Origin of the sequence: Microbacterium sp. SZ1 (assembly GCF_002362255.1) — a bacterium.
Lineage (GTDB): Bacteria > Actinomycetota > Actinomycetes > Actinomycetales > Microbacteriaceae > Microbacterium.
Genome location: NZ_LPVV01000004.1, coordinates 21,058 through 34,100, shown reverse-complemented (window position 1 = coordinate 34,100; position 13,043 = coordinate 21,058). Strand labels below are relative to the sequence as shown.

General features: G+C 71.1%; 12 protein-coding genes. 4 read left to right on the top strand and 8 right to left on the bottom strand.

Annotated elements, in window-relative coordinates; translation table 11 throughout:
- Positions 1–5: 5 nt before the first annotated feature.
- From AUC47_RS03640 to AUC47_RS03625, 4 genes are read right to left on the bottom strand one after another with little or no spacing between them, the layout of a single operon-like run.
- The gene (locus AUC47_RS03640; RefSeq protein ID WP_096713891.1) at positions 6–830 is read right to left on the bottom strand and encodes a galactosyltransferase-related protein; all 825 of its coding nucleotides are present in this window, start codon (positions 828–830) and stop codon (positions 6–8) included.
- Positions 827–1,840 (bottom strand): hypothetical protein, encoded by a 1,014-nt coding sequence (locus AUC47_RS03635; RefSeq protein WP_096713890.1) that lies wholly within the window; start codon positions 1,838–1,840, stop codon positions 827–829. Before AUC47_RS03635 ends, AUC47_RS03640 begins: the two co-directional genes overlap by 4 nt.
- Entirely contained in the window at positions 1,837–2,994 is a 1,158-nt protein-coding gene (locus AUC47_RS03630; RefSeq protein WP_096713889.1) for a glycosyltransferase, read from the bottom strand. The genes AUC47_RS03635 and AUC47_RS03630 overlap by 4 nt, the downstream gene beginning before the upstream one ends.
- Complete coding sequence (locus AUC47_RS03625; protein WP_096713888.1) at positions 2,991–4,214, bottom strand: glycosyltransferase; 1,224 nt, start codon at positions 4,212–4,214, stop codon at positions 2,991–2,993. Before AUC47_RS03625 ends, AUC47_RS03630 begins: the two co-directional genes overlap by 4 nt.
- On the opposite strand from AUC47_RS03625, the gene AUC47_RS03620 reads away from it, so the two are divergent.
- Genes AUC47_RS03620 through AUC47_RS03610 form a run of 3 tightly spaced genes read left to right on the top strand, consistent with a single transcriptional unit; the run spans position 4,213 to position 7,405 of the window.
- Positions 4,213–5,142, top strand: a complete 930-nt coding sequence (locus AUC47_RS03620) for a WcbI family polysaccharide biosynthesis putative acetyltransferase (protein WP_096713887.1) — start codon at positions 4,213–4,215, stop codon at positions 5,140–5,142. The genes AUC47_RS03625 and AUC47_RS03620 overlap by 2 nt on opposite strands.
- Positions 5,139–6,110 carry a hypothetical protein gene (locus tag AUC47_RS03615; protein ID WP_096713886.1) on the top strand — a complete coding sequence of 324 codons (972 nt, stop codon included), beginning with the start codon at positions 5,139–5,141 and terminating at the stop codon, positions 6,108–6,110. The genes AUC47_RS03620 and AUC47_RS03615 overlap by 4 nt, the downstream gene beginning before the upstream one ends.
- Positions 6,107–7,405 carry a glycosyltransferase family 2 protein gene (locus AUC47_RS03610; protein ID WP_256999432.1) on the top strand — a complete coding sequence of 433 codons (1,299 nt, stop codon included), beginning with the start codon at positions 6,107–6,109 and terminating at the stop codon, positions 7,403–7,405. The genes AUC47_RS03615 and AUC47_RS03610 overlap by 4 nt, the downstream gene beginning before the upstream one ends.
- Positions 7,406–7,429: 24 nt before the next feature.
- Here the strand turns inward: AUC47_RS03610 and AUC47_RS03605 are convergent, their stop codons facing one another.
- The 3 genes from AUC47_RS03605 to AUC47_RS03595 form a co-directional block, all read right to left on the bottom strand.
- Entirely contained in the window at positions 7,430–9,937 is a 2,508-nt protein-coding gene (locus AUC47_RS03605; RefSeq protein ID WP_096713884.1) for a DEAD/DEAH box helicase, read from the bottom strand.
- A 133-nt stretch (positions 9,938–10,070) separates the two neighbouring features.
- Complete coding sequence (gene deoD / locus AUC47_RS03600) at positions 10,071–10,784, bottom strand: purine-nucleoside phosphorylase (RefSeq protein WP_096713883.1); 714 nt, start codon at positions 10,782–10,784, stop codon at positions 10,071–10,073.
- 164 nt (positions 10,785–10,948) lie between these two features.
- A complete protein-coding gene (locus tag AUC47_RS03595) occupies positions 10,949–11,617 on the bottom strand; it encodes a DNA alkylation repair protein (RefSeq protein ID WP_096713882.1) in 669 nt (222 codons plus the stop codon).
- A gap of 112 nt (positions 11,618–11,729) precedes the next feature.
- On the opposite strand from AUC47_RS03595, the gene AUC47_RS03590 reads away from it, so the two are divergent.
- Positions 11,730–11,921, top strand: a complete 192-nt coding sequence (locus tag AUC47_RS03590; protein WP_096713881.1) for a hypothetical protein — start codon at positions 11,730–11,732, stop codon at positions 11,919–11,921.
- A 7-nt stretch (positions 11,922–11,928) separates the two neighbouring features.
- Here AUC47_RS03590 and AUC47_RS03585 read toward each other — a convergent pair whose 3' ends face one another.
- A complete protein-coding gene (locus AUC47_RS03585) occupies positions 11,929–12,963 on the bottom strand; it encodes an FUSC family protein (protein WP_096713880.1) in 1,035 nt (344 codons plus the stop codon).
- Between the last annotated feature and the right edge of the window lie 80 nt (positions 12,964–13,043).

Sequence of the window (13,043 nt, the reverse complement as noted above, 5' to 3'; positions counted from 1 at the left end):
CGTCGTCAGACCGTCGTGCGGCGGTACCCGCCCGCGTACTCCTCGACGGCGCCCGCGGCGACGAACTCCTCGATCCAGCCGCCCATCGGCCACTCGCCCCAGCGCTCGGCGAACAGCGCGCCGTTCCGCAGGATGTCGTCGAGGTGACGCCACGGCGGAGCGCCGGCTGGGTGCCACTGGTGGTACGCGTGCGCTCCGCCGACCCAGTGGAGCGGGATGCCGAGCGACCGCGCGCGACGTCCGAGGTCCGTGTCCTCCGCGCCGTAGCCCTCGTACCGCTCGTCGAACCCGCCGAGACGCCCCCAGGTGGCGGGCGTCACGGCGAAGGACAGCGACCAGAACAGGTCGTAGTCGGCGAAGCCGGCGGTCTCGAGAGCCCCGCTCGCCGGGTTCGGGCGCACCGGGTGAGGTCTGGTCGCAGCGCCGAGCTCGTCGGGCGATGACGGGCGCTGCACGCTCTCCAGGTAGGTCACGGGGCCGCAGAGCAGGCCATCGGGATGCGTGAGCGAAGCGGCGACGTATCGGTCGATGAGGTCGGGCCCCGGCAGGCAGTCGACGTCGAGGAAGACGAGCAGGTCGGCGCCGCCGGCGAGCGCCACCTCGGCGGCGGCGTTGCGCGCAGCCCCGACCCGCATGCCGTCGCGCCCCGGGGGCAGGTGCACGTGCACGGCGCCGTCGAACGCGGGCGGCTCGGATTCATCGAGCCAGGCCTCGATGCGCACGACCTCGTGCTCCGGTGTCGAGACCTCGCGGAGAAACCGGCGCTGGCGGTGCAGGTGGGCGAGCCGGTTCTCCGATGCCGGGGTGATCACGGCGATGCGCGCCGTCATGACGCGACCTCCTCGATCGCCCTGGCGGCGCGCGCGGCGGCGCCCGCGACGCCCCAGCCCGTCCAGTCCGGTGTCGAGGCGGCGGCCCGCTCGACGAGTTCGACGATCTGCGCCGGCGTCGAATCGGCCGGACCCGTCCACGCGTAGCCGTCGGACTGCAGCACCCGCCCGGTGTGCTCCTGCTCGCCGAAGGGCCGGTCCTGCGGGAGGACGACGGCACGGGCTCCGACGGCCGCGAGGTCGGCCACGCCGTTCTGGCCGGCTGCGCTCACCACCACGGTCGCCCGGCACAGCATCGGCCAGACGTCGTCGACCCGGTCGTCGCCCCGAGCGCCCGCCGTCTCGACGACCCAGCCCCGCGCCGCCAGCAGGTCGGCCGTCGCCGCGAGCTCCGGCTGATCGAGTGTGCGGCTGAGGAAGAGCACTCGCCGCGCCGTGTCATCCGCGATTCCGTCTCGGTCTCGTCCGTCGTACCGCGAGATCGCTCCGACATGACGCACCCGATCGACCCGGCTCGCCAGCTCCGCCGCGTCGATCGTGCCGGGCGCCCACGGCGCCACGATCCGATCCGCGACGTCGTAGCCGAGGCGGTGCGGGGAATCGGTGCGGTCGCCGGGTTGCGCGAACACGACCGTCGGCACACCGAGCAGCCGGACGAACGCGGTGACCTCGACGCTGACGTCGACGACGAACACCGACACCGGGTTTCTGGCGATCCAGTCGGCGATGATCGCGAGGCGCTCCTGATGGCCGGGGTGTCCGATGGGAGCCCAGTGCAGGGCGCCGCCCGCCGTGACGTCGCCGAGCTCGTGCGCCTCGCGGCTCAGGCCGTCGGATCCGACCACGGGGTCGGCATCCTCAGGCAGGCGGACCCATGTCGTTCCCTCGTCGAGGGCTTCGGGTGCGGGGAGGGACGAGAAGACGGTGACCTCCTCGCCGAGATGGCGGCGGATCGCCCGCATCCGCGTCACGTGTCCCCACCCGTGATGATGCACGTACCAGCCGATCATGCGCCGACCGCCTCCACTTCTTCGACGGGCCGGATCTCCTCGGCGATCACGGAAGGACTCTGCGCCGCCACGGCCAGCACGCGTTCGACCTCGCGGTGACGGCGCGCGAGCGAATGACGGGCGGTCGCGGCAGCCCGCACCCGATCGCGAAGCTCACTCGATGACGAGCCGCGGGCGAGCGCGACGGCTGCCTGCGCGAGCGCGGCGACGTCTCCGGGCGCGACGACGGAGCATCCGGGCAGACCGGCCAGCACCTCGCTCGCGCCGCCCTCGTCGAACGCGACGACGGGAGTGCCCGTCATCAGCGCCTCGGCCAGCACCAGTCCGAAGGGCTCAGACCACACAGGGGTCACGAGCGCGACCGACGAGGTGCCGACGAGGGCGCACAGCTCGGGCTGACGCAGCGGACCGACGTACTCCACTCCGTCGCCGAGGAGCGGTTCGACCTCGCGCGCGAAGTACTCCGCGTCGCCGATGCGACCGGCGATCCGGATCCGGGCGCCGGCCAGACGGGCCGCGCGGATCGCGAGGTGCGGGGCCTTCTCGGGGACGATGCGGCCGAACCAGACCCAGTGGTCGCCGCCCTGCCCTCGCTGCCACTGGGCGCTGTCGACCCCGTTCGGGAAGACGAACGCGTCGACCCCTTCCGCCGACCACGCGCGAGCCGTGAACTGGCTCACCGCGAGGAAGCGGTGCGGTGCCGACGGCGGAAGCGAGCGTGAGGCGTGCACCATGTCGGGGAGCGGCGGTGTGTGCAGGGTGGTCACGACCGGCACGCCCACGTCCCTGCTCCACAGGATCGGATCGCCGTGGAGGCTGTGGTTGTCGACGACGTCGACGCGATCGAGCGGGTCGGTGAGGCGTGCGCGGACGCGGGCGAAAGCATCCGACATTCGCCGGCGGTGTCCTGCGGGGTTCTCGGTGTCCGACACGTCGCGCGCGTGATGCCAGCGGGGGCGCGGCAGACGCAGATCAGCGGAGGAGTCGAGGAAGTCCGACCCCTCGGCAGCGCACAGATCGACGTGGTGCCCGCGGCTCCGCAGCCATCGCACCCGGTTCCACACGACCGCCTCGAGGCCGCCGGCGTGCGGCTGGCGGAGCGCGTGCCGTTCGGGCGCGACAACCAGCACCCGCAACCGCTGTCCCGCGCTCACGCCGGTACCCCGGCGATGACGTCGGAGTAGAGGCGGGCGTGCGCCTCGCGGACAGCCCGTCGCTCTTCGCTCCGCTCGGCCCGGCGGTTCGCGAGATGGTCGCCGACGACGGAGGAAGGATGCCGCGCATCACCCGCCCAGGTCAGGGCGTCCGCCAGCGTACGCGGATCGCCGAGATCGACGACCCGGAACTCGGACGGATGCTGTGAGCGGATGTGTCCGACGTCGGTGCCGGCCACGCGCACGCCCAGGTCGTAGCAGAGCTCCACCCACCCGGAGTGCGTTCCGTGACGGTAGGGCAGGACGAACAGGTCCAGCCCGCTGAGCCACGCCTGGATCTCGGCATCGTCGAGGTACGGGGTGCGTCGCACCCGCACGGCGGTCTGCCCAGCGGCCGCGGCGACGACGCGGTCGGCGAGGCGGTCGTCGCGCACCCGCTCGTTCAGCAGCACCTCGACCGCGACCCGTCGACCGGCTCCTTCCCACATCCGCGCCGCGTCCACCGCCGCGCGCACCGCGCTCTCCGCGTCGATGTTCGGACGCAGATCGCGCAGATGGATGCCGACGCGCACCGTGTCGTCGGCGTCGGCGTCGGCGTCGGCGTCGGCGTCGGGCTCGGTCTCTCGCTCCGGCGCCGCAGCCTCGTCGAGGAGCGTCGGGTGGGCGAGCACCGAGCTCTCGCGACCCCATCGTCGCTCGATCTCCGCCGCCGCGGACGGCGTGAGCGTCACGAGCCGGTCGGCTGCGGGGACGATCACGTCGAGCAGAGCGCGGTACGGCTCCTGGTCGACGATCTGCGGATTGTCGAGATCGTGCACTGTGAAGACCACGGGGTGCCCGGCCCGCCGAGCCGCATCGAGGCCCGCTCGGAGGTCGTCCGGTGAGAACGACTCCAGTCCGAAGTGCACGTGCAGCACGTCGTACTCGGCGGCGTTCTCGCTGAGCCACGGCGCGGTCATCGCGACCGGCGGCCACCACTGCTCGGGCGGGGCACCCGGTACCGGAGGGTCGGGCAGCAGCGCGACCCGATGCGGGTCGGTGATCGCGTGGATGTAGGGGTGGGCGGACGGGATGGAGGCGACCCGAATGGGCGCTGAGGCTGTAGCGATGGGAGTCTTCCTTGCATGTCTGAGCGCTCTGAATTCACAAATCGCAGGGGCGGAAGCGCCGAAATGCAACGGGGTCAGGGAGGGAAAGGAGGAGGTATACGTTCGAAGCATGAACCACCCTTCCCCTGACGTCACGACCGTTGCGCCCGCCGGGGCGGCGATGCTAGGACGCCGTCGGCACTACGGGGAGTTCTACGGTCTCGCCCCGCTCCCCGAGAGTTTCGGCGTCGTGCTGGGCAACTGCCAGGCCGAATCACTGCGGCTCGTGATGGACACCCCGCAGCGACGCTTCATCCGCGTCCCCCCGGTGCACGAGATGACCGAGGAGGACGCTCGACGTCTGCACGAGCTCGCTCCCGCAGCGCACACCGTCGTCACGCAGCCGGTCCGCGACGACTATCACGACCTCCCTCTCGGCACACGGCAGGTCACCGCGGCGACGTCGGCGAGGGTGCTCACGGTGCCTCCCGTGCGGTTCGCGGGACTGCATCCGTTCCAGGCGGCGATCCGGGTCCCCGGCGTCGAGGAGGAACCGCCCGTCGTGGCCTATCACGACATCCGCACCCTCGCGGTGGCCGCCGGCATCCCGGTGTCCTCGTCGATCTCGCCGGAGGCGGTGCGCGCGATCGGTCGATCCTCGATCGACATCCTCCGCACCCGCGAAGCGACCGCCGACGTCCGGGTGTCCGACCTCTTCGACACGGTCACCGCCGATCACGCGCGCACCGTGAACCACCCGGGGAACGCGGTCTGGCTCCCGCTCGGAGCGCGGGTGCTCGACGCGCTGGGCGACACCGACGGGCACGTCGATCCAGGGCGGCCGCTGCTCGACGCCGTGCGGGCTCCGCTCGCCCCCGAGGTCGTCGAGGCATGGGATCTGCCCGACGAGCCGCGGGCGGAGTGGCTCGTCGAGGGGGAGGCGCTCGACGACGCGGAGGTGCGCGAGGCGCACACCGCCTGGTACGCCGCCCACCCTGAGTTCGTCGCGGCGGCGGTCGACCGACTCGCGCCTTTGCTCGCGGTCTGGCGCGCCGCATGAGCCGCGCGCCTCTGCTGCTCGTCCACCCCGGCGAGCACGGCGTCGCCGTCTACGCCCGCGACATGGCGTCCGCGATCGGCACCCTCGCAGATGTGCGGACGGTCGATCCGGCCGGACTCGCGCACGTGCCCGACGGCACCGCCGTGCACGCGCACTTCACCGACCGGCTCTGGGGCGACTCCCCCGAGGAGGCCTCGCGGACGTTCGCCGATCTCACGACCCGGTTGCGTCTGAGCGTCACCCTGCATGACGTGCCGCAGGAATCCGACGGCGAGCAGAACCGTCCGCGGCGTCGGGCCGCGTACGCTCTCGTCGCGGCTGCCGCCCAGGCGGTCGTCGTGAACAGCGAGCACGAGCTGGCGCTGCTCCGCGAGGAGGACGTGTGGACGGGGCCGGCATCCGCCATCCCGTTGCCCGTCGAACTCGGGAGGGATGCCGAGCGGCCGCGTCCCGACGGATCGGTCGGCGTCCTCGGCTACTTCTACCCGGGGAAGGGACATGACGAGGCGGCGGATGCCGCGGCCGCGGCCGGCATCCGGAGGCTCACCGTGCTGGGGCGCGCTTCCGACGGGCACGCGAGCGAGCTCGAGACCTTCGTCCGGCGCGCCGCCGGCCTCGGTGTCGACGTCGAGGTCACCGGGTGGCTGGACGACGACGAGATCGCCCGTCGCGGGCGGGCGGTGACGGTGCCGGTGATCGCGCATCGGCACATCTCGGCATCCGGTTCCCTGGCCTCGTGGATCGGATGGGGGCGGCGTCCGGTGGCCGTGCGCAACCGCTACATCGACGAGATGGCCGCTCTGCGCCCGGGAACCCTTGACGCGGTCGACGAAACCGGCCTCGCCGACGCTCTGCGCGGGGCGGCGGCTGATCCCGACACGACCTGGCACGGACTCGCTCGGCTGCCGCACTCGCGGGCGGATGCCGCGGACGCGTACCTGCGCCTGTGGGATGGGCTGGGATCGTGACGACTCCGTACGTCGTGGGCAACGGGTGGGATGCAGTGGACGGCGTCGTGCCCGATCCACTGCCGCGCGTCTCGGTCATCGTCGCGCACTACGACCAGCCCCGTGAGCTCGCTCGCACCCTGCATGCGCTCGCCGCGCAGGACTATCCGCGCGAGCTCCTCGAGATCGTCGTGGCGGACGACGGCTCGCCCGGTGAGATCGACGTGCCCGAGGGCGTGGTCCTCGTGCGGCAGGAGGATCGCGGCTTCCGGCTCGCCGCCGTGCGCAATCTCGGCGTTCGGGCGAGCAACGGGGAGGTGCTGTGCTTCCTCGATGCCGATACCGCGCCGGAACCCGGATACGTGCGTGCGCTCACCCGCCTGCCCGCTCTGCTGACGGAGGCGGTCGTGGTGGGGCGGCGCCGTCACGCCGACTTCACGGGCATCTCGCCGGACGTGCCTGTGGTGGAAGCCGCTGCGGGAGGAGAGCTGGCCGAACCCGCGTGGCTGGCCGAGGAGTACGCGCGGAGCCGCGACCTGCTCGACGCCGACGACCGCTCGTACCGGTTCGTGATCGGCGCGGTCATGGGCTGTTCGCGGCGGCTGTTCGACGAGGTCGGCGGATTCGACGAGACGTTCACGACGTACGGCGGCGAGGACTGGGAGTGGGCGCACCGCATGTGGCAGGCTGGCGCGGTGCTCGCGCACGTGCCGGATGCCGTGGCCTGGCACGACGGCCCGGAGTGGGCTGACCGCGATGGCTCGGGGATGGAGCGCGCCAACGCCCAGACGCTCCGGCTGCAGTCGTCGATCCCGGTGCCCGGCTCCTCGCCGCGCGCGCTGTGGTCCGAAGCCGCGGATCTCGCGGTTCGACTGCCGGGGGAGCACTCGGCCGCGGCGCTGTTCATCGCCGCGGACTCCGTGTTCGCGGCCTTCCCTCGTGCGCGGCTGCTCCTGGACGACGTGCCGGCTGAGCTCGCCGACGACCCCCGCGTGCTTGTCTCGGCGGGTGACGTCGACGCCCGGGTCGTCTGGGAGATGCCTCGCCCCGTCGTCGTCCTGAAGGCCGCGTGGATCGTGGATCTCGTCACGCGCCTCGGGGCGGGGCGGATCGGGTCGGTCGAGCTCCTCGCCGAGGACGGCTCGTCGCTCGGGTCTCTGCGCTCCCGTCGCGCGACGCGGCGCGCGACGCGCTGGGGAACGGAAGAGGGGTTCGAGACCGTTCGGATGCCGGCCGACGGCATCCATGCGCTGCGAGCCGATCCGCGGGTCGAGGCCTGGGTCGGCGGATGGGGCGGCGTCGAGTCCTTCGGCTGACCGGTCGTCACCCCGGCGGGGGGACTACAGCCTGTCTACGGTCGTCACGGTGATCACCGCGGCACCCTCCTCGTCGGAGGCCGCGAGGTCGACAGTGGCCGAGATGCCCCAGTCGTGATCGCCGGCGGGATCGTCGATGATCTGACGCACGGTCCATTCGGTCGCGCCCTCGGTGAGGAGGACCAGCTGCGAGCTGCGGGCGTTCGGTCCGGTGAGGATCTCGTCGTGCTCGGTGAAGTACGCGTCCAGCGCATCGGACCACGCGTCGGCGCCGAACGACGGGTCGAGCTCGGCGAGCGCCGCGACGTCCTCCCGCGCGGCGAGCTGCACCCGGCGGAACAGCTCGTTGCGCACGAGGATGCGGAAGGCGCGGACGTTCGCGGTGAGGCGCTTGGGCGCGGGCGGCACGATCGGCTCGTCGTCGTGGTCCTGCGGGACGCCGGCCACGAGCTCCTCCCACTCGTCGAGCAGGCTCGAGTCGACCTGGCGGACGAGCTCGCCGAGCCATTCGATGAGGTCGCGCAGATCCTCGTCCTTGAGCTCTTCGGGGATGGTCTGCGAAGCGGCGCGGTAGGCGTCGGAGAGGTAGCGCAGCACGACGCCCTCGGATCGGGCGATCTTGTACTCGGCGACGTATTCCCCGAACGACATGGCTCGCTCATACATGTCGCGTACCACGGACTTCGGATTCAGTTCGAAATCGCGGATCCACGGCTGCGCCGCGCTGTACGTCTCGAACGCGGCCGTCAGCAGCTCCTCCAGCGGCTTCGGGTACGTCACCTCTTCGAGCAGTTCCATGCGCTCTTCGTACTCGATGCCCTCGCGCTTCATCGCGGCGACGGCTTCGCCGCGGGCGAGGAACTCCTGCTGGCTCAGCACCGCCCGCGGATCGTCGAGGGTCGCCTCGACGATCGAGATCATGTCGAGTGCGTACGAGCCGGTGCCGGTGCCCGCGGCGGGGTCAGGGTCGAGCAGCTCGAACGCCGCGAGGGCGAACGGCGACAGCGGCTGGTTGAGCGCGAAGTTCGGCTGCAGGTCGACGGTGAGGCGGATGTCGCCGGCGTCCGTCCGCTCCACGACCCCGGACTCGAGGAGTGTGCGGTAGATGCCGATCGCGCGCCGGGCGAGCTCCCGCTGCCTCTTCCGCGGTTCGTGATTGTCGTATACCAGCGCGCGCATATTCGCGAACACGTCGCCGCCGCGGGCGATCACGTTGAGCATCATGGCGCTGGTGATCTGCATATGCGAGGTCAGCGTCTCGGGCTCCGCGTCGATCAGTTTGCGGAACGACGGCTCGCCCCATGACACGAATCCGTCTGGGGCCTTCTTGCGGATGATCTTGCGCTTCTTCTTCGGGTCGTCGCCGGCCTTCTTGATCGCGGCGATGTTCTCGGTCTCGTGCTCCGGGGCCTGGGCGACGACCGTACCGGCGGTGTCGTATCCTGCGCGACCGGCGCGCCCGGCGATCTGGTGGAACTCCCGCGCGTTGAGCTGTCGCATCCTGCTGCCGTCGAACTTCGTCAGCGCCGTGAGCAGCACTGTGCGGATCGGCACGTTGATGCCGACGCCGAGGGTGTCGGTGCCGCAGATCACGCGCAGCAGGCCGCGCTGCGCGAGCTGTTCGACGAGGCGACGGTACTTCGGCAGCATCCCCGCGTGGTGCACGCCGATGCCCGCCCGGAGGAAGCGCGAGAGCGTCTTGCCGAACGCGGTGGTGAAGCGGAATCCGCCGATGAGCGCGGCGATCTCGTCGCGCTGCTCGCGACTGGCGACCTTCGTGCTCGACAGGGCCTGCGCGCGCTCCATCGCCGCCGCCTGCGAGAAGTGCACGACGTAGATCGGCGCCTGCCCGGTGTTCAGCAGGTCGTCGATGGTCTCGTGGATCGGCGTCGTCTCGTAGAAGAAGTGCAGGGGCACCGGTCGCTCGACGCCGGTGACGGATGCCGTCTCGCGGCCGGTCCGCCGGGTGAGGTCGGACGCGAGCTGCGTGACATCGCCGAGGGTCGCCGACATGAGGATGAACTGCGCCTGCGGCAGCTCGAGCAGCGGAACCTGCCACGCCCACCCGCGGTCGGGGTCGGCGTAGAAGTGGAATTCATCCATGACGACCTGCTGCACCGCGGCATCCGGTCCCTGCCGCAGCGCGAGGTTCGCAAGGATCTCGGCCGTGCAGCAGATGATCGGAGCATCAGGGTTCACCGACGAGTCACCGGTGATCATGCCGACGTTGGCGGCGCCGAACACGTCGACGAGCGCGAAGAACTTCTCGCTCACCAGCGCCTTGATGGGGGCGGTGTAGAAGGAGCGGCGACCGGTGACGAGGGCGGCGTAGTGCGCGCCGACCGCGACGAGCGACTTGCCGGTGCCGGTGGGCGTCGAGAGGATCAGGTTGTTGCCCGAGACGATCTCGATCAGCGCCTCGTCCTGCGCGGGGTAGAGGCTGATGCCCGTCGACTCGACCCAGTCGACGAACGCCGTGTAGACGGCATCCGCGTCGGAGCCGTCGGTCAGGGTCGTCGGGTCGAGGAGCATCCTCCGATCCTTTCATCCCGCGGCCGGTGCGTTCTCTTCGACCGTTGCGAAGGAGATCTCACGCAACGAAGGACAGGATGCCGGCATCCGTCCTTCGTTGAGAGATCTCCTGCGAAGTCCGAGAGGCGCGGCCTCAGGCCGAGGTCGCGGCGCGCAGCGCGATGCGGATCATGTCGCCGAATGTCTGCTCCCGCTCCTGAGCGGTGGTCTCCTCGCCCGTCACGATGTGGTCGGAGACCGTGCAGATCGCGAGAGCGCGGCGCTCGTAGTACGCGGCGAGCGTGTACAGGCCGGCGGCCTCCATCTCGACGCCGAGCACCCCGTGCTTCACGAAGGGCTCCGTGAGCTCAGGGCGGGTGCTGTAGAACTGGTCGCTCGAGAAGAGCAGGCCGACGTGCACGGCGGAGTCGATCGGCTCGGACTCGCTCGCCTCGACCGCCGCGCGCAGCAGGCCGAAGTCGGCGACGGGCGCGTAGTCGAGGCCGTGGAACCGCACCCGGTTGATCCCGGAGTCGGTGCACGCGCCGTTCGCGATGACGATGTCGCGCACCGCGAGCTTCTCGGTCAGGGCTCCGCACGAGCCGACGCGAACGATGGTCTCGACGCCGTAGGAGTCGAACAGCTCGTTCGCGTAGATCGCCATCGACGGCTGCCCCATGCCCGACCCCTGCACCGAGACGCGGTGTCCCTCCCAGGTACCGGTGTATCCCAGCATCCCGCGGGTCTCCGAGTAGAGCTCGGCGTCGTCGAGGAAGGTCTCGGCGATCCACTTCGCCCGCAGCGGGTCGCCGGGAAAGAGGACGACGGGGGCGATCTGACCGGGCTCTGCGGCGATGTGCGTGCTCATCAGCCCAGCGTATTCGCGCCGACCGGCCCCCTTTCGCCCGACGTCTTCGCGCCGACCCACCCCTTTCGATCCCGCCCACCCCTTTGCGGACGTTCCAGGAGGGGGTGGCTCGCGCAGAAGGGGGTGGCTCGCGCAGAAGGGGGTGGCTCGGCGCGCGAGGATGCTCAGCCCTCGCGCCGCCGGACGATCTCGTCGATCCAGATGGGTGCGAACGGCGACGTGCATCCGGGCGCGGTCGGGTAGTCGGCGAGCACCTGCAGCCGTACGCCGATGTCTCGCGCCCGGGCCCGGAGCTCCGGATGGAAGATGCCGATGTTCGCGAGCGTCTCGTTCATCGACCACTGCAGGCGAGGTGCGGCGCCGGCGAGATCCCGCTCGATGAGGTCCAGCAGGTGCGGCAGGTCCAGCCCTGCGGCATCCTTCTGCACTCGCACGGTCGTGAGCGCCCAGGCCGCCGCGGCCACCGTCGGGTCGGCGTCGTCGAACCAGCGCTCCCGCATCTCCTCGGCGAAGGGCGTCTTCTTGGCGACGTAGTTGACGAACCAGTCGTTCACCTTGGGCGCCCGGGTCTCGCGCAGCATCGCGTCGAGCTCGTCGGCGCTGAAGGCCTTCGGGGTGCAGAGCAGCAGGGCGAGCAGCCGGGAGCCCGTGTCTCCGGTGGCCCACAGCTCGCGCGCGAGCGCGTGATCGGTCTTGATGCGCTTCGCGAGGGCGCGCAGACGGCTGAGGTTCATGCCGTGGTCGTCGCCGCGCTTCTCGTTCGCGGCGCGCATCTTCGGGTCTTCGAGCGCCGCGAGTTCGGCGAGGGCGGCGTCGACGGTCATCTCCGACATGCTCCCAGGGTAGGGCGCGAGGCCGCGCAGCGGGGCTTGTCAAGACCGCTGCCCCCTTGCGGCGGCCCCGATAATGTCGCACTGAACATCGACCCGACCGAGAGGACCGAACATGGGCACCGAGAACGACACCGACGGCATCGACACCGACCGCACCGACATCAGCTCCGAGCCGTCGCCCGGCGCGGAGGAGAACGACAACCTCGGCACCGAGGACAACAAGAGCGACCCGCCGCGAGAGCTTCCGTCTGACGGCGATGACGACGGTCGGCACAGCAGCGACATCGAGGCCGAGCGGGACTGATCCGCGCTCAGTCCTCGTCGACGAGCTCTCCGCGGATGCGGCGCAGGTCCTCCATCAGCGAGCCGATGAGGATCCAGTGCGCCGACGACGGTGGACGGATGACGAGGGGCGCCGTGAGCGCGGGAATCGTCGAAGTGAGGGCCTCTGGTTCCCGCGCGACGTCGGCGATCTGCACCGCGAGGCGCACGTCGTGTCCTGCGCGCCGCAGCTGGTCGGCGATCGCAGCCACAGCGGGCTCCTCGCCGATCGAGTCGTCGTAGTGGTCGAAGTACGCGCGCGTCATGCCGATGGTCTGCGTGACGATCGGTGTGAGCTTGTCGAGCAGAGCCCGCATCTCGGCGAGGTCGACCCGGTGCGTCGAACGGCGCGGGTTGAGGGTCAGCGACTCCTCGCCTGCGGCGATCGACGCCTCCGCGGCGTCGCGCATCGGCCGCAGCAGCCGCACCTCGAGCATGAGTTCCTGCAGCTGTGCGGCTGACTGCGGCTGAGGGAGCGCATCGGCGAGGCGGTCCAGGCTCGCGGCGAGTTCTCCGCCGAGCAGTCCGAGGTCGCGCTTCGCGGGGGCGACGAGCACCGGCGGGACGATGAGGGCGTTCACGACGATGCCGATGGCCACCCCGATGAGGGTCTCGAAGATCCGCGCGAGAGCGTAGTCAGGGGTCGATCCGAGTGCCAGCACGAGCATCGCCGAGATCGCGACCTGGTTGCCGGTGCCCGGCGTCGCGCGGAAGACCCACGCGACGAGCATGGCGACCACGATCGCGAGCAGCACGATCCAGCTGGGGGAGCCCAGCAGCAGACCGAGGGCGACGGCGATCACGACCCCGACGATCACTCCGATGCTGCGTTCGAGCGCCTTCGACAGCGACTGGTTGATGCTCGGCTGCACGACGAGCAGGGCCGCGATGGCGGCGAACACCGGCAGCTGTCCCGGCACGACCCACCCCGCGAGCAGCCAGGCCGCGATCGTCGCAGCGGCGGACTTGACCACCTGCAGCAACGGGGAGCGCTTCGAGGCGCGGATCGCGGCGGGGATGCGCATGCTGCAACGCTACTCGCGGCGGCAACGGCATCCGGCCCCCTTGCGCTCTCGCCCCGTACCCTGTCAACCCCTTCGCATCC